Source organism: Oceanibaculum nanhaiense, assembly GCF_002148795.1.
In the GTDB taxonomy this organism is placed as follows: domain Bacteria; phylum Pseudomonadota; class Alphaproteobacteria; order Oceanibaculales; family Oceanibaculaceae; genus Oceanibaculum; species Oceanibaculum nanhaiense.
Genome location: NZ_MPOB01000004.1, coordinates 284319 through 303042, shown reverse-complemented (window position 1 = coordinate 303042; position 18724 = coordinate 284319). Strand labels below are relative to the sequence as shown.

At 64.9% G+C, this 18724-nt stretch carries 20 protein-coding genes, 1 tRNA gene and 1 riboswitch; of the genes, 18 read left to right on the top strand and 3 right to left on the bottom strand.

Translation table 11 applies throughout. From position 1 onward, the window contains the following. Positions 1-164 precede the first annotated feature (164 nt). The 14 genes from BKM74_RS08950 (at position 165) to BKM74_RS08885 (ending at position 13354) form a co-directional block, all read left to right on the top strand. Positions 165-713 (top strand): queuosine precursor transporter, encoded by a 549-nt coding sequence (locus BKM74_RS08950; protein ID WP_086465355.1) that lies wholly within the window; start codon positions 165-167, stop codon positions 711-713. Next, the gene (gene queA / locus BKM74_RS08945; protein ID WP_086465354.1) at positions 710-1738 is read left to right on the top strand and encodes a tRNA preQ1(34) S-adenosylmethionine ribosyltransferase-isomerase QueA; all 1029 of its coding nucleotides are present in this window, start codon (positions 710-712) and stop codon (positions 1736-1738) included. Before BKM74_RS08950 ends, queA begins: the two co-directional genes overlap by 4 nt. Continuing rightward, positions 1714-2859, top strand: a complete 1146-nt coding sequence (gene tgt / locus BKM74_RS08940; protein ID WP_086465353.1) for a tRNA guanosine(34) transglycosylase Tgt — start codon at positions 1714-1716, stop codon at positions 2857-2859. Before queA ends, tgt begins: the two co-directional genes overlap by 25 nt. Positions 2860-2872: 13 nt before the next feature. Then, the gene (queF, locus tag BKM74_RS08935) at positions 2873-3337 is read left to right on the top strand and encodes a preQ(1) synthase (protein WP_086465352.1); all 465 of its coding nucleotides are present in this window, start codon (positions 2873-2875) and stop codon (positions 3335-3337) included. Continuing rightward, on the top strand, positions 3334-4449 hold the full coding sequence (gene queG / locus BKM74_RS08930) for a tRNA epoxyqueuosine(34) reductase QueG (RefSeq protein WP_086465351.1): 1116 nt from the start codon (positions 3334-3336) through the stop codon (positions 4447-4449). Before queF ends, queG begins: the two co-directional genes overlap by 4 nt. A gap of 342 nt (positions 4450-4791) precedes the next feature. Further along, positions 4792-5319 (top strand): OsmC family protein, encoded by a 528-nt coding sequence (locus tag BKM74_RS08925; protein ID WP_086465350.1) that lies wholly within the window; start codon positions 4792-4794, stop codon positions 5317-5319. Between the two features lie 58 nt (positions 5320-5377). Then, positions 5378-5456, top strand: a riboswitch (SAM riboswitch). Positions 5457-5572: 116 nt separating this feature from the next. Beyond that, on the top strand, positions 5573-6580 hold the full coding sequence (locus BKM74_RS08920) for an aliphatic sulfonate ABC transporter substrate-binding protein (protein ID WP_086465349.1): 1008 nt from the start codon (positions 5573-5575) through the stop codon (positions 6578-6580). Continuing rightward, the gene (locus BKM74_RS08915) at positions 6577-7467 is read left to right on the top strand and encodes an ABC transporter permease (protein WP_086465348.1); all 891 of its coding nucleotides are present in this window, start codon (positions 6577-6579) and stop codon (positions 7465-7467) included. The genes BKM74_RS08920 and BKM74_RS08915 overlap by 4 nt, the downstream gene beginning before the upstream one ends. Further along, positions 7451-8176 carry an ABC transporter ATP-binding protein gene (locus tag BKM74_RS08910; RefSeq protein ID WP_086465347.1) on the top strand — a complete coding sequence of 242 codons (726 nt, stop codon included), beginning with the start codon at positions 7451-7453 and terminating at the stop codon, positions 8174-8176. The genes BKM74_RS08915 and BKM74_RS08910 overlap by 17 nt, the downstream gene beginning before the upstream one ends. Before the next feature lie 175 nt (positions 8177-8351). Beyond that, positions 8352-9722, top strand: coding sequence for a pyridoxal-phosphate dependent enzyme (locus BKM74_RS08905; protein WP_086465346.1), 1371 nt, complete (start codon positions 8352-8354; stop codon positions 9720-9722). Positions 9723-9725: 3 nt separating this feature from the next. Further along, positions 9726-10895, top strand: coding sequence for a trans-sulfuration enzyme family protein (locus tag BKM74_RS08900; RefSeq protein ID WP_086465345.1), 1170 nt, complete (start codon positions 9726-9728; stop codon positions 10893-10895). A 96-nt stretch (positions 10896-10991) separates the two neighbouring features. After that, positions 10992-11909, top strand: a complete 918-nt coding sequence (locus BKM74_RS08895) for a DMT family transporter (RefSeq protein ID WP_086465344.1) — start codon at positions 10992-10994, stop codon at positions 11907-11909. Further along, positions 11906-13195, top strand: a complete 1290-nt coding sequence (locus BKM74_RS08890) for an MFS transporter (protein WP_086465343.1) — start codon at positions 11906-11908, stop codon at positions 13193-13195. Before BKM74_RS08895 ends, BKM74_RS08890 begins: the two co-directional genes overlap by 4 nt. 84 nt (positions 13196-13279) lie before the next feature. Continuing rightward, a tRNA-Val gene (locus BKM74_RS08885) sits at positions 13280-13354 on the top strand. Positions 13355-13373: 19 nt separating this feature from the next. On the opposite strand, the gene BKM74_RS19085 is transcribed toward BKM74_RS08885, so the two are convergent. Beyond that, positions 13374-14444: a methyl-accepting chemotaxis protein gene (locus BKM74_RS19085; protein WP_086465342.1), complete on the bottom strand. Its 1071-nt coding sequence runs from the start codon at positions 14442-14444 to the stop codon at positions 13374-13376. Positions 14445-14806: 362 nt separating this feature from the next. Here BKM74_RS19085 and BKM74_RS08875 point away from each other — a divergent pair, with 362 nt between their 5' ends. The 4 genes from BKM74_RS08875 to BKM74_RS08860 all read left to right on the top strand — a co-directional run bounded on the left by BKM74_RS08875 (position 14807) and on the right by BKM74_RS08860 (position 17916). Next, positions 14807-15307 (top strand): hypothetical protein, encoded by a 501-nt coding sequence (locus BKM74_RS08875; protein WP_245825877.1) that lies wholly within the window; start codon positions 14807-14809, stop codon positions 15305-15307. A gap of 112 nt (positions 15308-15419) precedes the next feature. Next, positions 15420-16163 carry an SDR family oxidoreductase gene (locus BKM74_RS08870; RefSeq protein WP_086465340.1) on the top strand — a complete coding sequence of 248 codons (744 nt, stop codon included), beginning with the start codon at positions 15420-15422 and terminating at the stop codon, positions 16161-16163. Positions 16164-16210: 47 nt separating this feature from the next. Beyond that, on the top strand, positions 16211-17059 hold the full coding sequence (locus tag BKM74_RS08865) for a fumarylacetoacetate hydrolase family protein (RefSeq protein ID WP_086465339.1): 849 nt from the start codon (positions 16211-16213) through the stop codon (positions 17057-17059). Further along, positions 17059-17916, top strand: coding sequence for an alpha/beta hydrolase (locus BKM74_RS08860; RefSeq protein ID WP_086465338.1), 858 nt, complete (start codon positions 17059-17061; stop codon positions 17914-17916). Before BKM74_RS08865 ends, BKM74_RS08860 begins: the two co-directional genes overlap by 1 nt. Here BKM74_RS08860 and BKM74_RS08855 read toward each other — a convergent pair. Further along, a complete protein-coding gene (locus BKM74_RS08855) occupies positions 17911-18378 on the bottom strand; it encodes a hypothetical protein (RefSeq protein ID WP_140056050.1) in 468 nt (155 codons plus the stop codon). The genes BKM74_RS08860 and BKM74_RS08855 overlap by 6 nt on opposite strands. 11 nt (positions 18379-18389) lie before the next feature. Then, positions 18390-18704, bottom strand: a complete 315-nt coding sequence (locus tag BKM74_RS08850) for a DUF883 family protein (protein WP_086465336.1) — start codon at positions 18702-18704, stop codon at positions 18390-18392. Between the last annotated feature and the right edge of the window lie 20 nt (positions 18705-18724).

Here is an 18724-nt window from a genome sequence, read left to right as displayed (position 1 = left end):
GACCCGGCAATCCAGGGGCAACGGGCTGAGACAGCGCAGGCTGGGCACCGCCCCTGGACCCCCGGATCAAGTCCGGGGGTGACAAATATGAGAATGGCCACGATCCTCACGCCCGCCCACGCATCCTCTTCAATTTTGCGGTCCGTTGGCCTATAAGCCGCGCTATGAAGATCGCCCATCCCTTTCCCGGCGGCATGATCCTCGCCATCGCGGCGATGATCGTGCTGGTCAGCGCGTCGAATTATCTGGTCCAGATCCCGATCAATGACTGGCTGACCTGGGGCGCGCTGACCTATCCGGCGACCTTCCTGGTCACCGACCTGACCAACCGTGCCTATGGGCCGAAGCGGGCGCGCCAGGTGGTCTATGCCGGATTCGCGCTGGCGGTCATCTGCTCGCTGTGGCTGGCCAGCCCGCGCATCGCGCTGGCGTCGGGCACCGCCTTCCTGGTGGCGCAGCTGCTGGATGTCTATGTGTTCGACCGGCTGCGCGGCACCAGCTGGTGGAAGGCGCCGCTGGCCAGCTCCACCCTTGGCTCGGCGGTCGATACCGCCCTGTTCTTCACGCTGGCCTTTGCCGGCACCGCCGTGCCCTTCGTCACGCTGGCGCTGGGCGATTTCGCGGTGAAGCTGGCGCTGGCCTTCCTGTTCCTCTCGCCCTTCCGCCTGCTGATGGCGGTGGTGCGGCCGATGAAGCCCGCGCGCCCCTCGTGAAGGTCGATCTCTTCGATTTCGAGCTGCCGCCGGAACGGATCGCCCAGACCCCGGCCGAACCGCGCGATTCGGCGCGGCTGCTGGAGGTGCGTCCGGATGCACTGGCCGACCGCGCCGTACTGGATTTGCCGGACCTGTTAAATCCCGGCGATTTGCTGGTGTTCAACGATACCCGCGTGATCCCGGCCCGGCTGCACGGGCGGCGCGGCGAAGTCGCGGTCGAGGTGTTGCTGCACAAGGCGGAAGCCGACGGCACCTGGCTCGCCTTCGCCCGGCCCGGCAAACGGCTGAAGATCGGCCAGACCATCCGCTTCGCCGAGGATTTCGCCGCCGAGACCCTGGAAAAGCGCGAGGGCGGCGAGCTGCGGCTTGCCTTCTCCGGCGCCGCCGACCTGCTGGAGGCGCTGAAGCGCCACGGCTCGATGCCGCTGCCACCCTATATCCGCGGCGGCAAGGCGGAGCCGGCGGATGCCGAGCGCTACCAGACGATCTATGCCCGCGAGGAAGGCGCTGTGGCGGCCCCGACCGCCGGGCTGCACTTCACCGAGCGGCTAATGGCAGCCCTTGAGGCGCGCGGCATCGGCACAGCCTTCGTGACGCTGCATGTCGGCGCCGGCACCTTCCTGCCGGTGAAGGCGGACGATACTGCCGATCACCGCATGCATGCCGAATGGGGCAGCATCGATGCGGAGACAGCCGCGCGCATCACCGCGACGAAGGCGAAGGGCGGCCGCGTGGTCGCGGTCGGCACCACCTCGCTCAGGCTGCTGGAAAGTGCGGCGCGCGAGGATGGCAGCGTGCCGGCCTTTTCCGGCGACACCTCGATCTTCATCACGCCGGGCTACCGCTTCAAGGCGGTGGATCTGCTGATGACCAATTTCCATTTGCCGCGCTCCACCCTGTTCATGCTGGTCTCCGCCTTTTCCGGGCTGGAGCGCATGCAATCGGCCTACAAACATGCGATAGAGGCCGGCTATCGCTTTTATTCCTACGGTGATGCATGTCTGCTGCACCCCAAGCTCTAGAATTCGGCTTCCAGCTTCTCGGCACCGATGGCGCGGCACGGCGCGGCCGGGTGACGACCGCCCATGGGACCATCGAGACGCCGGCCTTCATGCCGGTCGGCACCGCCGCCACGGTGAAGGCGATGCGACCGGAATCGGTCGCCGAGACCGGGGCGGAAATCCTGCTGGGCAATACCTATCATTTGATGCTGCGGCCGGGTGCGGAACGCGTCGCGACGCTGGGCGGCCTGCATACATTCATGAACTGGCCGAAGCCGATCCTCACCGATTCCGGCGGCTTTCAGGTCATGTCTTTGGCGGGCCTGCGCAAGATCGAGGAAAAGGGCGTCACCTTCCGTTCGCATATCGACGGATCGGCGCATTTCCTGTCGCCCGAACGCTCGGTCGAGATCCAGCATCTGCTCGATTCCAACATCACCATGGTGCTGGACGAATGCACGCCGCACCCGGCGACGCATGACCAGGCGCTGTCCTCCATGGAGCTGTCGATGCGCTGGGCGCAGCGCTCCAAGGACGGATTCCAGAAGCGCCCCGGCTATGGGCTGTTCGGCATCGTGCAGGGCAGCGTCTATCCCGATCTCAGGCGACACTCGGCGGAGGCGCTCGCATCCATCGGCTTCGACGGCTATGCGGTGGGCGGTCTCGCGGTCGGCGAGGGCCAGGAGATCATGTTCCGCGTGCTGGAGGAGACGGTGCCGCATCTGCCCACCGACCGGCCGCATTACCTGATGGGTGTGGGCAAGCCGGCGGATATCGTTGGCGCGGTACAGCGCGGCATCGACATGTTCGACTGCGTGCTGCCGACGCGCTCCGGCCGCACCGCCCAGGCCTTCACCGCGCGCGGCACGGTCAACCTGCGCAACAAGCGGCACCAGGACGATCCCCGGCCGCTGGAAGAAGGCTGCCCCTGCCCGGCCTGTACCGACTACAGCCGGGCCTATCTGCATCATTTGACCCGCGCCGAGGAAATTCTCGGGCTGATGCTGCTGACCTGGCACAATCTGGCCTATTATCAGCGGCTGATGGCGGGATTGCGCGATGCCATCGCAGCAGGGTCGCTGGCGGATTTCGTGGCGGACTTCCACGAGAAGCAGGCCGGCGGGGATATCGCGGCGCTCTAGGGAGACCAGGACCATGACCGACAGCATCTATAGCGGCCTCACCCAGCTGGGCCAGGCGGCCGGCCTGCCGGACAGTCCGGAAAAGGCGGTGCTGGAGACCGTGCCGAACCCGCAGGGCGACGTGCGCTACATGGTGCGTTTCGCCGCGCCGGAGTTCACCTCGCTCTGCCCGCTGACCGGCCAGCCGGATTTCGCGCATCTGGTCATCGACTATGTGCCGAAGGAAAGGCTGGTCGAGAGCAAGTCGCTGAAGCTGTTCCTCGGCTCCTTCCGCAATCACGGTGCGTTCCATGAGGACTGCACCGTCTCCATCGCGCGCCGGCTGGTCGAGGCGATGCAGCCGGAATGGCTGCGCATCGGCGGCTACTGGTATCCGCGCGGCGGCATCCCCATCGATGTGTTCTACCAGACCGGCCCGGCACCCGAGGGCGTATGGATCCCCGATCAGGGCGTGCCCTCCTATCGCGGCCGGGGATGACGGAAGACATCAAATCCCGCATCCGGGAGCAGGCGCTGGCGCTGGGCTTCGACGCCGTCGGCTTCGCGCCGGCGCAATTGAGCGATCAGGTGCGGCAATGGCTGGCCGAGTATCTGGCCGAGGGCCGGCACGGCGATATGGGCTGGATGGTCGATAAGGCCGATCGGCGCGGCGACCCGCAGGTGCTGTGGCCCGACGCGCGCAGCATCGTCGTGCTGGGCATGAATTACGGGCCGGGCCGCGATCCGCTGGCGATCCTCGACCACCCGGAGCGCGCCGGCATCTCGGTCTATGCCCAGGGGCGCGACTACCACGATCATGTGAAGAACCGGCTGAAGGCGCTGGCGCGCTGGATGGCCGACGAAATCGACAGCGGCGTGAAGGTGTTCGTCGATACCGCCCCTGTGATGGAAAAGCCGCTGGGCCAGCAGGCCGGCCTCGGCTGGCAGGGCAAGCACACCAACCTGGTCTCGCGCGGCTATGGCTCCTGGCTGTTCCTGGGCGAGGTCTATTCGACGCTGGACCTCGCCCCCGACGCGACGGAGATCGACCATTGCGGCAGCTGCACGCGCTGCCTGACCGTCTGCCCGACCGACGCCTTCCCCGCGCCTTACCAGCTCGATGCCCGGCGCTGCATCTCCTACCTGACCATCGAGCATAAGGGCGTCATCGCGCGCGAGTTCCGCGTGCCCATGGGCAACCGCATCTATGGCTGCGACGACTGCCTCGCCGTCTGCCCCTGGAACAAGTACGCGACCCCCACCGGCCACGAGGCCTTCCTGCCGCGCGCCGAGCTGATGGCCCCGCGCCTGGCCGACCTGGCGCAGCTCGACGATGCCGGGTTCCGGCAGCTCTTCTCCGGCTCCCCCATCAAGCGCATCGGCCGCGACCGTTTCGTGCGCAACGTGCTGATCGCGATTGGCAACAGCGAATCGCAAACGCTTGTTCCAATTACGGAAACCCTTCTAACTGACGAGTCTTCCCTGGTGCGCGGCATGGCGGTCTGGGCGCTGTCGCGGCTGCTCGATGCCGGCCTGTTCGCGGCGTTGCGTGAAACGCATCTGCCGACCGAGACGGATGAAGACGTTAGGGCGGAGTGGGAAGCGCCCTAACGTCCTTCTCCTTCCTCATAAGATCGTCTGCGTTCACCTCAAACCGTCATTCCCGCACTTGTTGCGGGAATCCAGGGTTCAGCCTGCTCGGCAAACATCCAGCAAACGGAAGCCTGGACCCCCGCAACAAGTGCGGGGGTGACGGTCTGAGGAAACTGGGACGAAGAAAGAAACCCATAAGCTCCCCCGTTGACTCCTCCATCCCCCGCCCGTATTTTTCCGCTTAGCGCCGATTTGAGCAGCAGCTTGCGGGCGCTTTACAAATGCAGCTAAAGCGTCGGCCCCATTCCGCCCAGCTTTAGCTGCGGCGGATTTTTTTTGACGAGCATGCGGAGATGGATCATGGACGCGACCACCCTGAAGGCCCTGCAGGCGCCGCTGAAGGCGCAGTACAAGGACCAGCCGGACGCCGCGAAGATCACCCTGAAGGCCGACGGCAAGCTGGGTGAGGAAGCCATCACCTGCTCCGTCGATACCGGGCGGGCGCTGGTCGAGGCCGGCCTGCATCCCGCCACCGGCGGCGACGGGCTGTCCGCCTGTTCCGGCGACATGCTGCTGCAGGCGCTGGTGGCCTGCGCCGGTGTCACGCTGAAGGCGGTCGCCACAGCGCTGGGCATCGAGATCCGCGAAGGCACGGTGAAAGCCGAGGGTGACCTCGACTTCCGCGGCACGCTGGCGGTGGACCGCGACGCCTCGGTCGGGTTCACCGATATCCGCCTCAGCTTCGACATCGACACCGACGCGACCGAGGAGCAGCTGGCCAGCCTGTTCAAGCTGACCGAGCGCTATTGCGTGGTGTTCCAGACGCTGAACACCAAGCCGGTGCTGGCGGTCAGCCACAGGGTCAATGGCAAAGCCAAGGCTGCCTAACAACAAAACTGTACTGTGTAATTTTTTCGATTGACGACACCGAAACTGTAGATTACAAAGACTTCATAGCGCCGATTTGAGGCTCAGCTTGCGGGGCGCTTTATAAATTCTGCTAAAGAGAGCGGGCGAATCCGCCCGGCTCTGGAGCCGAGGCGGATATTTTTTTGCCTTGGCCGAAGACCAGTCGGACACCCCACTCTTCCGAGCCTCCTTACCTGCGACCGGAAAACCGGCGCACACGAAGGAGAGCAAGATGACCATCAAGATCACCCGCCGCACCTTTCAGCTCGGCACGCTTGCCGCCGCCGCAATCGCCCTGACAGTCGGGGCGGGCGCCGCACAGGCCGCTCCCGACCGCATCGGCCTCGACTATGCCTATTACAATCCGGTCAGCCTGCTGCTGAAGGACAAGGGCTGGGTCGAGGAGGAGTTCAAGAAGGACGGCATCGATGTCCGCTGGGTGCTGAGCCTCGGCTCCAACAAGGCGCTGGAATACCTGAATGGCGGCTCCATCCAGTTCGGCTCTACTGCCGGCGGCGCGGCGCTGGTCGGCAAGGCCAACGGCAACCCGATCAAGGCGATCTACATCTATTCTCGCCCGGAATGGACGGCGCTGGTCACCGGCAAGGACAGCGGCATCAAATCCGTCGCCGACCTGAAGGGCAAGCGCGTCGCCGTGACCCGCGGCACCGACCCGCATCTGTTCCTGCTGCAGGCGCTGAACCAGGCCGGCCTGACCGAGAAGGACATCAAGCCGGTGCTGCTGCAGCACCCCGATGGCGGGCGCGCGCTGGTCAGCGGCCAGGTCGATGCCTGGGCCGGCCTCGACCCGCACATGGCCAAGCATGAGCTGCAGGAAGGCGCCCGGCTGTTCCACCGCGACCCGGCGCTGAACACCTATGGCGTGCTGAATGTCCGCGAGGATTTCGCGACGGAGAACCCGGAGATCGTCGAGCGGCTGCTGAAAGTCTATGAGCGCGCCCGCAAATATTCCCTGGAGAACCCGGACGAGCTGCGCTCCTACCTGGTGAAGGCCGCGAAGGTCGAGGACGAGATCGCCCGGAAGCAGCTGGGCGAGCGCACCGACCTCACCAACCCGGTGATTGGCGAGGAGCACCGCAAGGCACTGACCGCCGCCGGCACCGTGCTGAAGGAGATCGGCGTGCTGAAACCCGATACCGACGTGCCGGCGCTGGTCGCCGACCTGATCGACGACCAGTACATCCAGCGCGTCAACCGGCAGCAGGCGGCGCAGCGATGACCGCCGAGGTCTATGACCGCGACACGGCGAATACGGCGGCAGTCCCCTCGGGGGCTGCCGCTGGAGCCGTCGTTGGGGCGCGCCGGCGGCATCCGCTGGCGGCACTTGCCGGCACCAAGGGGCTGATCGTCCCGGCCCTGCTGCTGGCGGGCTGGGCGGCGCTGTCCTGGACCGGCGTGTTCGCGCCCAATCTGGTGCCCAGCCCGGAAGCGGTGCTGGCGGAAATCTCCGCCCTGTGGGCCAGCGGCGAGCTGACCAGCCATATCGGCGTCACGCTGACCCGGGTGTTCTTCGGCTTCCTCGCCGGCACCGCGGCGGCGACGCTGCTGGGCGCGCTGACCGGCTATTCCCGCACCACGCGGGAGCTGCTCGATCCCACGCTGCAGGCGCTGAAGGCGGTGCCCTCGCTGGCCTGGGTGCCGCTGTTCATCCTGTGGTTCGGCATTTTCGAGGCCTCCAAGGTAACGCTGATCGCGGTCGGCGTTTTCTTCCCGATCTATCTGAATCTGGTCGAGGGCATTCAGGGCGTTGACCGCAAGCTGGTGGAAGTGGCGAAGCTGAACCGCTTCAGCCGGCTGGATCTGGTCCGCCGGGTGCTGCTGCCGGCCACCCTGCCCTCCTATGTGGTGGGCCTGCGCGCCGGTCTGGCGCTGGGCTGGATGTTCGTCATCGCCGCTGAGCTGATGGGGGCGAGCGAGGGCCTCGGCTATCTGATGGTCGATGGCCAGATGACCGGCCGCCCGGCGGTGATCGTCGCCAGCCTCATCCTGTTCGCCATCGCCGGCAAGCTGACCGATGCCATTCTGGCCGCCTCGGCGCGCCCGTTCCTCGCCTGGCAGGACGGTTTCGGCGATATGAAGGGAGCCTCCCATGCTCGCAATCGATAGTCTCGCCAAGCACTTCCCGAATGGCGTGATCGCGCTGAACGATGTCGATCTGGCCATCGACCAGTCGGAAATCGTCAGCCTCGTCGGCACCTCGGGCTGCGGGAAGTCCACGCTGCTGCGCATCCTCTCCGGGCTGGAAAGCGCCAGCCATGGCCGCGTCGCTATCGACGGCGATCCGGTCAACGGCCCGCACCCGGAAATCGGCATGGTGTTCCAGGAAGCCCGGCTGATGCCCTGGCTGAGTGTGGCCGATAATGTCCGCTTTGCCCTGAAGGATGAGGACAAGGCGACGCAGGACCGCAAGATCGCGGATGTGCTGGCGAAGGTCGGGCTGGCCGATTTCGCGCTGGCCTATCCGCGCCAGCTGTCCGGCGGCATGGCGCAACGCGTGGCAATTGCCCGCGCGCTGGTGCGCCGCCCCTCCATCCTGCTGCTGGATGAGCCGTTCAGCGCGCTCGACAGCTTCACCCGACTGCAATTGCAGGACCATCTGCTGGAGCTGTGGCGCGAGGAGCGCTTCACCATGGTGTTCGTCACCCACGATGTCGAGGAGGCGGTGGCCTTGAGCGACCGCATCGTGGTGATGCGCGGCAATCCCGGCCATATCCATGCCGAATTCGCGCTCGACCTGCCGCGCCCACGCGCCCGCACCGAGCTGGCCTTTCAGCAATGGAAGGAAAAGATCGTCCAGGCACTGGACCTGTCGTAACCCCTTCCCTCCTCCCCTGTTCCTTTCCTGCCCCGGTCCGATGCCGCACCCTTGATTTTCGATGGGCGGTTTTCGGGCCGGGGTTTCTTTTTTCCTTGACCGGATAAGGCCAGATACAATTTACAGTCATGTGTGAGTGATTTTTATAATTCACAAATAAATTCAGGATTATTATATGCCCGCCCCGCAATCGGTCCTCACGCTGATCGGCAACACGCCGATGCTGGAAGTCACCCGCCTGGATACAGGCCCGTGCCGGCTGTTCCTGAAGCTGGAGAGCCAGAATCCCGGCGGGTCGATCAAGGACCGCATCGGCCTGTCGATGATCGAGGCGGCGGAACGCGCGGGCAAGATCACGCCGGGCAAGACCACGCTGATCGAGGCGACCGCCGGCAATACCGGCCTCGGCCTGGCGCTGGTCGCGGCGCAGAAGGGCTACAAGCTGCTGCTGGTCATCCCGGACAAGATGAGCCAGGAGAAGATCAACCATCTGCGCGCGCTGGGTACCGAGATCGTCATGACCCGGTCCGATGTCGGGCGTGGCCATCCGGCCTATTACCAGGACATGGCGGAGCGGCTGGAGAAGGAGGTTCCCGGCGGCTACTGGATGAACCAGTTTGCCAACCCGGCCAATCCACTGGCGCACGAAACCGGCACCGGCCCGGAAATCTGGGCGCAGATGGAGGGCGACATGGACGCCATGGTCTGCGGCGTCGGCTCCGGTGGTACGCTGACCGGCCTGGGGCGGTTCTTCCGCAAGGCCGCCCCCAAGGTTGAGATGGTGCTGGCCGATCCCAAAGGCTCGATCCTGGCCGAGGCCACCCGCTCCGGCCATGTCGGCGAGGCCGGCTCCTGGCTGGTCGAGGGCATCGGCGAGGATTTCATTCCGCCGAATTGCGACCTCGATCTGGTCAGCACGGCCATCACGGTGGACGATACCGAAGCCTTCGCCACGGTGCGCGAGCTACTGATTAAGGAAGGCATATTGGCCGGCACCTCGTCGGGCACGCTGATCGCCGCCGCCCTGCGCTACTGCCGCGCACAGACCACGCCGAAGCGCGTCGTCACCTTCGTCTGCGACAGCGGCAACAAGTATCTCTCCAAGGCCTATAATGATTTCTGGCTGCAGGATCAGGGGCTGACTGCCCGCGAGCAGACCGGTGACCTGCGCGACCTGATCAGCCGTCAGGCCCCGAAGGGCGAGGTGATCAGCGTTGAGCCGGGCGATACGCTGCTGACCGCCTATGGCCGGATGCGGCTCTACGACATCTCGCAATTGCCGGTGCTGGAGAATGACCGCATCGTCGGCATCCTCGATGAAAGCGATCTGCTGCTGGCAACCCACGACAATCCGGAATGCTTCAAATCCCCGGTCCGGGGCGCCATGACCAGCCGGCTGGAAACCCTGGCGCCGACCGCGAAAATCCCCGACCTGATCCCGATCTTCCGCCAGGACCATGTCGCCATCGTCGTCGAAGGCAGTAAATTCCTCGGCCTGATCACCAAGGTCGATCTCATCAATCATCTCCGTCAATCGGTGGCCTGAATCATGACCCAGAACAAGACCAACCGCGCCGGCTTCGGCACGCGCGCCATCCATGCCGGCCAGGAGCCGGACCCGACGACCGGCGCCATCATGGTGCCGATCTACGCCACCTCGACCTATGTGCAGCAGAGCCCCGGCGTGCATAAGGGCTATGAATATTCGCGCAGCCAGAACCCGACCCGGATGGCGCTGGAAGCCTGCGTCGCCGATCTGGAGAATGGCGAGGCCGGCTTCGCCTTCGCCTCGGGCCTCGCTGCCATGGGCACGGTTCTGGAGCTGCTGGACAGCGGCAGCCATGTCACCGCCATGGACGATCTCTATGGCGGCTCCTACCGTCTGTTCGAAAATGTGCGCAAGCGCTCTTCCGGGCTGGAATTCTCCTTCGTGAACCTGTCCGACCCGGCGGCGCTGGAAGCCGCGATCAAGCCAAACACGAAGATGGTCTGGGTCGAAAGCCCGACCAACCCGATGCTCCGGCTGGTCGATCTGCAGGCGATTGCCGCCATTGCCAAAAAGCACAAGCTGATTGCCGTGGCCGACAACACCTTCGCCTCGCCTTATGTGCAGAAGCCGCTGGATCACGGTTTCGATATCGTCATCCATTCGATGACCAAGTACCTGAATGGCCATTCCGACATGGTGGGCGGCATCGCCGTGGTGCGCGAGGGCAGCCCGCTCCGCCAGCCTCTCGCCTATCTGCAGAACGCCATCGGCTCGGTCGCCGGCCCGTTCGACAGCTTCCTGGCACTGCGCGGACTGAAGACGCTGCATCTACGCATGGAGCGGCATTGCGCCAACGCGCTGGCCATCGCGCAATGGCTGGAGGCGCATCCGAAGATCGAGAAGGTGATTTATCCGGGGCTTGCCAGCCATCCGCAGCACGAGCTCGCCAAGCGCCAGATGATTGGCGGCTTCGGCGGCATTGTCACCGCGGTCATCAAGGGCGGGCTGGATGAGAGCCGGCGCTTCCTAGAACGCACGAAGCTGTTCGCCCTGGCCGAGAGCCTGGGCGGCGTCGAGAGCCTGATCGAGCATCCGGCGATCATGACCCACGCCTCGATCCCGCCGGAGGTGCGCGCCGAACTCGGCATCTCCGACGGGCTGGTGCGGCTCTCCGTCGGCGTCGAGGATCTGGCGGACCTGCTGGCCGATCTGGAGACAGCGCTGGCGTAGGGTTGCTGTCATAGCTGAAACGCACAGAAGGCGGTTGCGGAAGCTGCGAAGCGGGTTCTTACTGAACCACCGCCCGTATCCATAGATTCAACGCCAATGCCGCCTTCCCCCGCCAGCCGCACGCAAACCGTCTGGATCGCCCTGTCGCCGCTGCTCTTCACCTTCCTGTGGAGTACCGGCTTCGTCGGCGCGAAATTCGGCCTGCCCTATGCCGAACCGCTGACCTATCTGCTGCTGCGTTTCGTGCTGGCGGCGGCGCTGCTGGTGCCGATTGCCCTGATGCTGAAAATCAGCTGGCCGAAACGGCACGAGATCAAGCATGTCGCGCTGGTCGGCCTGCTGGTGCAGGGCGTCTATCTCGGCGGCGTGTTCATCGCCATCCATAACGGTGTTCAGGCTGGCGTTGCCGCCTTGATCGTCAGCGCGCAGCCGATCCTGACAGCGGCGCTGGCCGGCCCGATGCTGGGCGAGAAGGTCACTCGCAGGCAATGGCTCGGCCTGCTGTTCGGCCTGGCCGGCGTGGCCGCCGTCATCGCAGAGAAGATCGATACCGCCAGCGCCGATGCCGCCTGGGCGACGCTCTATGCCGTGGCCAGCCTGCTCGCCATCACGCTGGGCACGCTCTACCAGAAGAAATACTGCCACGGCGTCGATGTCGTCGGCGGCAATTGCGTGCAGTTCGTCACCGTCATCTTCGCCTTCGGGCTTGGGGCGCTGCTGTTCGAGACGAATGTGGTGCACTGGACCGGCGAATTCGTATTCGCGCTGGCCTGGCAGGCCATCATCCTGTCGATCGGCGCGACCACCCTGCTCTATGTGATGATCAAACGCGGCGCGGCCTCGCAGGTCGCCAGCCTGTTCTATCTGGTGCCGCCCTTCACCGCGATCCTGGCCTGGCTGATGTTCGGCGAGACCTTCGGCATCTCCGCCATCATTGGCATGGTGCTGGTCGCCATCGGCATCCTGCTGATCCGCACCGAAGGTGCCCTTGGCGGCCGGAGGCGGCCGGCATGAGCGACGCGCCAGAAACCGCCGACCAGCCACGACAGCCTTCGTCGCCGGAAACCCGCAAGCGCGCCTTCAAGCTGCTGTTCTTCAGCCTGACCTGCCTTGGCATGGGGCAGTCACTGATGTTCGCCAACCTGCCGCCGATCGCCCGTGAGCTGGGATTCTCGGAATTCCATGTCGGCGCGATCTTCATGGTGTCGGCGATCTTCTGGGTGTTCTGCTCGCCGATTCTGGGCCGGCGCAGCGATATCTGGGGCCGCCGCCCGGTCATTCTGGTCGGGCTGATCGCCTATGCCGTCTCCACCGCCGCCTTCGGCTTCGTCATCCAGATGGCGCTGTGGGGCTGGCTGGCCGTCGTTCCCACCGTCGTGCTGCTGGTACTGTCGCGCATCCTCTATGGCGCGCTGGGATCGGGTACCATCGCCGCCGGCCAGGCCTATGTCGCCGACCGGACAAGCCGCGCGGAGCGCGTGCGCGCCGTGGCCGGCATGAATGCCGGCTTCAGCCTGGGCGTGACCATCGGCCCCGGCGTCGGTGCGGCGCTGGTGGTGTTCGGCCTGCTGATGCCGTTCTACGGCATCGCCCTGCTGGCGCTGGCAAGCGCCGTGTCGCTCTATCTGATGCTGCCGGAGCAGACCCAGCCCAAGGGTCAGACGATGCGGCCGCGGCTCAGCCCGTTCGACCGGCGCGTGCGGCCCTTCCTGCTGGCCAGCATCATGATCACCACGGTGCAGGCGCTGACCATCCAGACCGCCGCCTTCTATTTCATGGATGTGCTGGGGCTGGCCGCCGCCGAGACGGTGCAGTATGTCGGCGTCGGGTTGATGGCCTCGGCCATGGCAGCGGTGATGGCGCAGCTTGTCATCATCCCGCGGCTGAACCCGTCGGCGCAGTTCCTGATGCGCATCGGCTGCGTCATCGGTATCGCCGCCTATATCATGTTCCTGCTGGCCGACAGTTACGGGCCGCTGGTGTTCGCGCTGGTTATCTCCGGCCTGGCCTTCGGCCTCGCCCGCCCCGGCATCGCCGCCGCCGCCTCGCTGTCGGTGCGGCAGGACGAGCAGGGATCGGTGGCCGGGCTGGTCGGTGCAACGGGCGCTGCCGGGCATGTGATCTCGCCGGTCTTCGCCATGCCGCTCTACAAGATCGACCCCAGCCTGCCCTATCTCGCCGGGGTGATCCTGTTCGTGATGTTCGGCTTCATGGTCATGCTGAACGGCACCATCCGGCGCGCCGGCCGCAGCCTTGCCGAGGAAGGCCAGGGCGGCCCCGACGAGCCGACGAGCCTGTAGGGCTCAAAGAAGTACGCCATCGCTTGACAGCCGGAAGCACGGGCCCTATACGAAGGCCCTCCGCCGCCAAGCGGCGGGCCTAAAGGGCGGTTAGCTCAGCGGGAGAGCACACGCTTCACACGCGTGGGGTCACTGGTTCAATCCCAGTACCGCCCACCATTCCCCCTCCGGAATACGTTCAGGTGCGCTGCACGATGCAGCCATACCAGCCGAGGCCGGCATAGGTCTCGTAGCCCGGCGTCAGCGCGAAGCCGACGCGGCCCCCTGCCTCGTCGCGGTAATGGCCGCTGCGCGCCTGGCCGGTGTTCAGCCGCAGCGTCTCGGCCAGGATGCCCTTGCCGTCCGAGGACGCGATCACCCGGAAGCGGTTGTCCAGCAGCAGAACCCGCGTGTTCTCCCCCTCTTCCGGGGTCAGGCGTACGCCCTTCACGATGGCGTCGGCCTGCGGGCCCCAGTCGAAATGAATGCCCAGCACGCCAAGCACCTTGCCATGCGCTTCCCCGCCCTCGCGGATCGCCGCCGAATAGGTTGCCACCGGCCTGTTGCCAAGCTGCGGCGAGGCGGCGATGTCCGCCACCGCGTAATCATCGCCCGTGGCGGTGTGCAGCGCGTCCCGGAACCAGGATTCGCGCGACACGTCCGTGCCTTTCACATGGTAGGAATCCGGCCGGCCATTGGCGATGACCTGACCGTTCAGATCGGCGATCCACAGGTCGAGATAGACCGTATAGGCCGACAGGATGACGCCCAGCCGCTTGGCGGCGTAGGAACAACGCTCCGCCGAGGCATCCGCCGCGCAATCGACCACGGCGCTGTCGGTCGCCCACCAGCGCACATCACAGGTGCGTTCGTAGAGGTTGCGGTCGATCAGCTCCACCGCGTTCAGCGCCAGATCGACAAGCCGGTCGCCGCGCATGTGATCGACCAGATTGCTGCCCAGCCGCTGCAGCCCGTCAACCCTGTGCGACAGCTCGCTTTCCAGCGAGTTGGAGATCATCTCGATCTCACCCGATACCGACTTCACCTCACCGGCCACCACCGCGAAGCCGCGCCCCGCCTCGCCGGCGCGGTTGGCCTCGATCAGCGCATTCAGCGCCAGGATCTTGGTACGGCTGGTGATCGCCCGGATGGCCGTGATCTTGTCCCGCGTCAGGGCCGCAAGATCGGAGGTCAGTTCGATAATCCGCTCTGGCTTGTTATCGTCGGCCGCGGCCAGGCTGTTTTTTTGGTTCTGCTGAAACGCAATCAAGAGAATTCTCCGGGCAAAAGCGCAAAATACGATCAAGCCCGGCGCACCTGGGGAGGATTGCCGGGAGTGCCGGAAGCTGGATTCATCTCAACGGCCCGCTTCGAGGCAGGCTTTTTCCAATGCATGCTGGCATTGGGATTATTAAGGTTTCCTTACCGTCCTGGACCGGGACCTAAGGATTCAGTCGCCTGAAAAGCGAAAAGCGCAGACAAGGCGAGCATTCAACGTATTTCTATCTTTTTAATCAAGTCGCAAATGCTAGTTTAAGGAAGATTCCAGAAAGCAAAGAGATAAGATGTCGAATATGAGCCGATGGTTTGAAACCTGGTCTATTCTCTTTCTTGCCGACAAGGATGCTGGCGATGTCACGCAGCTATAGCAGGAAAGAAGCCCAGGAAATGCTAGCCGCGCTGGAACGGCAGGCGCGGGAAATCATCGTGCTGGCGGCACAGACCGAGAAGAACGTCCATCAGCACAGTTTCCATTCCTACCGGCAGTTCCGCGACAAGATCTCGGAATTCGAGACCTTCGGCATCCTCATCGAGAACCGGCTGAAGAATCTGGAAACCGGCCGCGACGAGCGGCTGGACGAACAGTTCGATGCGCTGAACATCCTGATCTCCAAATCAGTGCTGCGCACCAGCACGAAATTCTTCCTGGCGCTGAGCAAGAGCACCGCCCTGCCGATCGGTTCGCGCGAGATTTTCGTGCAGGAGCTGCACAATCTGCATGAGGCCAAGAAGCGGCTGGCCGAACCGCGCTACGCCCATCTGCTGGACAAGGAGGCGGAGCGCAACATCGAGGTCGCCGAGAATATCCTGAACGAAATCATCGAGCGGGCGCCCAGCCTGCTGAACCTCTAGTCCCCTCCTCTCCCTGCATTCCTGCCGTGAACGCGACAGCCTTGCCAGACAGGCCCCCAAGCCGTTATCAGGACTCCTAATAAAGAAACAAAACGCATGAGGGGCAGACGCAATGGGAAACCGCCTGAGCGGGAAGAAAGCCTTCATCACCGCCGCCGGACAGGGCATCGGGCGCGCCTCGGCGCTGGCCTTCGCGCGCGAAGGGGCAAGGGTCGTCGCGACCGACATCAATGCGGCGGCGCTCGACTCGCTGAAGGCGGAAGCGCCCGGCATCGAGACCCGGTTGCTGGACGTGACCGACAGCGCCGCCGTGCAGGAAGCCGCCAGGGATGTCGGCCCGGTCGATGCGCTATTCAGCTGCGCCGGCTTCGTTGCCAGCGGCACCATCCTGGAGTGCGAGGAGAAGGATTACGACTTCTCGTTCGAGCTGAACAGCAAGGCGATGTACCGCGTGACGCGTGCCTTCCTGCCGGCGATGATCGATAATGGCGGCGGTTCCATCATCCTGATGTCCTCGGTCGCCTCCTCGGCGGCGGGGGTACCGAATCGCTTCGTCTATACCGCCAGCAAGGCCGCCGTGATCGGCATGACCAAATCCATCGCCATCGACTTCATCGCCAAGGGCATACGCTGCAACGCGATCTGTCCGGGAACGGTGGAGACCCCCTCGCTGCACGACCGCATCAACGCCTTCGACGATCCGGCCGCCGCGCGCCAGGCCTTCATCGCCCGCCAGCCGATGGGACGGCTGGGCACAGCGGAGGAGATCGCGGCGCTGGCGCTCTATCTCGCTTCCGACGAATCCGCCTATACAACGGGGGTGGCCCATCTGATCGATGGCGGCCTGACCCTCTGATGAACTGACCCTCTGATCCAACGCACGCCAAAACAGGGAGAGTAACCATGCGTCTTTTGCGCTACGGAGAAGCCGGCAAGGAAAAGCCCGGCCTGCTGGATGCCAATGGCACCCTGCGCGATCTGTCCGGTCATGTCGCCGACATCGATGGCGGAACGATCTCGCCCGAAGGCCTGAAGAAGCTGGCCGCCCTCGACCCGGCCAGCCTGCCGGCCGTGTCCGGCGATCCGCGCCTTGGTTGCCCGGTCGGCGCCATTGGCAAGATCATCTGCGTCGGCCTGAACTATTCCGACCATGCCGCCGAAACCGGCATGCAGGTGCCAGCGGAGCCGATCATCTTCATGAAGGCGACGACCTCCATCAACGGCCCCAACGACACCGTCATCATCCCGAAGAATTCCAAAAAGACCGACTGGGAAGTCGAGCTGGGAATCGTCATCGGCAAGAAGGCGCAATATGTCGAGGAGAAGGACAGCCTCGACCATGTAGCCGGCTATGTGCTGGTGAACGATATCTCGGAACGCGAATTCCAGATCGAGCGCCATGGCCAGTGGGTGAAGGGCAAGAGCGCCGACACCTTCGCGCCGATCGGCCCGTGGCTGGTGACGAAGGACGAGATCGCCGATCCGCAGCAGCTGAAGATGTGGCTGGATGTGAACGGCAAGCGCTGCCAGGACGGCTCCACCACCACCATGGTCTATGGTGTGAAGCATCTGGTCAGCTATATCAGCCAGTTCATGACGCTGATGCCGGGCGACATCATCCCGACCGGCACGCCGCCGGGCGTGGGTGCCGGCATGAAGCCGCCGATGTTCCTGAAGCCGGGCGACGTTATGAAGCTCGGTATCGAGGGGCTTGGCGAACAGCAGCAGGACGTCGTGGGATACAAGGGCTGATGTCTGCAAGCTATAAAGGGCTCGCCGGCGAGGCGCTGGAGCGGGAATATAACCCGCGCCTCGCCGCGCCGAACTTCCAGGCCTATCTTGACGCCCAGGCCAGCCGCAGCGCAAAGACCCGGGACGCGCTGACCGGCTCGCTGGACATGCGCTATGGCGACGGCCCCTTGCAGACGATGGATATCTTTCCGGCGAAGACACCCAACGCGCCGATCCATGTCTTTATCCATGGCGGTTACTGGCGCGGGCTGGACAAGAACTTCTACAGCTATATCGCCGAACCGCTGGTTGCCGCCGGCGCCACGGTGGCGATGCTGAACTACGATCTGGCGCCTACCCTGACGATCGGCGGCATTGTCGGCCAGACCGCGGACGCGGTACGCTGGCTGCACGCCAACGCACGGCAGATCGGCGGCGACCCGGACCGGCTGTATCTGTCCGGCCATTCCGCCGGCGCGCATCTGGCGGCGATGATGCTGGCCCGCGATTGGGCTGCAGAAGGCCGCCCCGCCGACATTGTGAAGGGCGTGGTGGCGGTCTCCGGCGTCTATGAGCTGGAGCCGGTAACGATGCTGAAGGTCAATTCGGAGATCGGCCTGACAGCCGATGAGGCGGCACGCAACAGCCTGGTTGCCAACCTGCCGCGACCGGTCTGCCCGATCCTGGTGGCGGTCGGCGGCGGCGAAACGCCGGACTGGATCCGGCAATCGGCCGATTTCGCGAAGCTGTGCCGGGAACGCGGCCTTACGACCGATTATTGGGAGATCGGCCGCGAGAATCACTTTTCGATCTGCGACCGCATGGGCGAAGCCAGACATCCGCTGGTCCGCGCCATGCTGGCCCAGATGGGGTTATAGCTTCGCCGAGCGCACGAGGTCGCGGAGCATCCCGCGCAAATCGGGGCTTGCCCCCAGCGCCAGACCGGCCACCAGCATACCGAGCGTGCCGGTCTTGGCGTGGGCACGCAGCCCCTGCTCCAGTTCTATCTGAAGCAATTGCAGCTCCGCCAGCGCGGCGGCCTTAGCCACCTCGCGGTGGCGGCTTCGCGCACCGGCCCGTGTGATGAGCCAGACAACCAGCACGACCGACGCCGCGACGGCGATGCACAGCAACCCCGTCCACAGCGCGGCGTCTGGCGCCGGCACATGGCGCAGCAGCCACAGATGGAAGGACAGCACCAGGAAGCCGAGACCGAGGGCCGCGACGAGGCCGGCGGCGGCGAAACCCGCCACCCGCCAGCACAGCCGCCCGGCGCTTTCCTTAGCGGTGCGGAGTTCCGCCTGCGCGTAAGGAAGCGCTATATCGAGAAGATATCGCACGATGCGTCCGCTCAGCGGCGGTCCAGCAGCTTGCCGATGAGCAGGCCGGCACCCAGCGCGATCAGCATGCTCTGCAGCGGCTTCTGCTCTATATGGTGCTCGACGGCCGCGACACCCTCGGCACCGCGCGCCCGGGCCGACTTGGCCGCCCCTTCGAGTTCGCTGCGCAGTGCGGCAATCCTCTCCTTCAACCCATCCATCGCATCATCGGAGGTTGTGGAGGCCTGGTCGCCGACCGTCTTGGCCAGCGCGCCAATATCCTTGCGCAGCGCCGCGAGGTCGTTCTTCAAAGCCTGGATATCGTCGGCAGGTTCGCGAGTCGCCATGGGTGACTCCTTTCGTCATT

Coding starts and splice junctions, on each gene's coding strand:
- BKM74_RS08865 (WP_086465339.1), top strand. CDS start 16,211: ATGCGTCTTTTGCGCTACGGAGAAGCCGGCAAGGAAAAGCCCGGCCTG.
- BKM74_RS08870 (WP_086465340.1), top strand. CDS start 15,420: ATGGGAAACCGCCTGAGCGGGAAGAAAGCCTTCATCACCGCCGCCGGA.
- BKM74_RS08905 (WP_086465346.1), top strand. CDS start 8,352: ATGCCCGCCCCGCAATCGGTCCTCACGCTGATCGGCAACACGCCGATG.
- BKM74_RS08900 (WP_086465345.1), top strand. CDS start 9,726: ATGACCCAGAACAAGACCAACCGCGCCGGCTTCGGCACGCGCGCCATC.
- BKM74_RS08915 (WP_086465348.1), top strand. CDS start 6,577: ATGACCGCCGAGGTCTATGACCGCGACACGGCGAATACGGCGGCAGTC.
- BKM74_RS08860 (WP_086465338.1), top strand. CDS start 17,059: ATGTCTGCAAGCTATAAAGGGCTCGCCGGCGAGGCGCTGGAGCGGGAA.
- tgt (WP_086465353.1), top strand. CDS start 1,714: ATGTCTGCTGCACCCCAAGCTCTAGAATTCGGCTTCCAGCTTCTCGGC.
- queF (WP_086465352.1), top strand. CDS start 2,873: ATGACCGACAGCATCTATAGCGGCCTCACCCAGCTGGGCCAGGCGGCC.
- BKM74_RS08850 (WP_086465336.1), bottom strand. CDS start 18,704: ATGGCGACTCGCGAACCTGCCGACGATATCCAGGCTTTGAAGAACGAC.
- BKM74_RS08950 (WP_086465355.1), top strand. CDS start 165: ATGAAGATCGCCCATCCCTTTCCCGGCGGCATGATCCTCGCCATCGCG.
- BKM74_RS08875 (WP_245825877.1), top strand. CDS start 14,807: ATGTCACGCAGCTATAGCAGGAAAGAAGCCCAGGAAATGCTAGCCGCG.
- BKM74_RS08910 (WP_086465347.1), top strand. CDS start 7,451: ATGCTCGCAATCGATAGTCTCGCCAAGCACTTCCCGAATGGCGTGATC.
- BKM74_RS08920 (WP_086465349.1), top strand. CDS start 5,573: ATGACCATCAAGATCACCCGCCGCACCTTTCAGCTCGGCACGCTTGCC.
- queG (WP_086465351.1), top strand. CDS start 3,334: ATGACGGAAGACATCAAATCCCGCATCCGGGAGCAGGCGCTGGCGCTG.
- BKM74_RS08925 (WP_086465350.1), top strand. CDS start 4,792: ATGGACGCGACCACCCTGAAGGCCCTGCAGGCGCCGCTGAAGGCGCAG.
- BKM74_RS08895 (WP_086465344.1), top strand. CDS start 10,992: ATGCCGCCTTCCCCCGCCAGCCGCACGCAAACCGTCTGGATCGCCCTG.
- BKM74_RS08890 (WP_086465343.1), top strand. CDS start 11,906: ATGAGCGACGCGCCAGAAACCGCCGACCAGCCACGACAGCCTTCGTCG.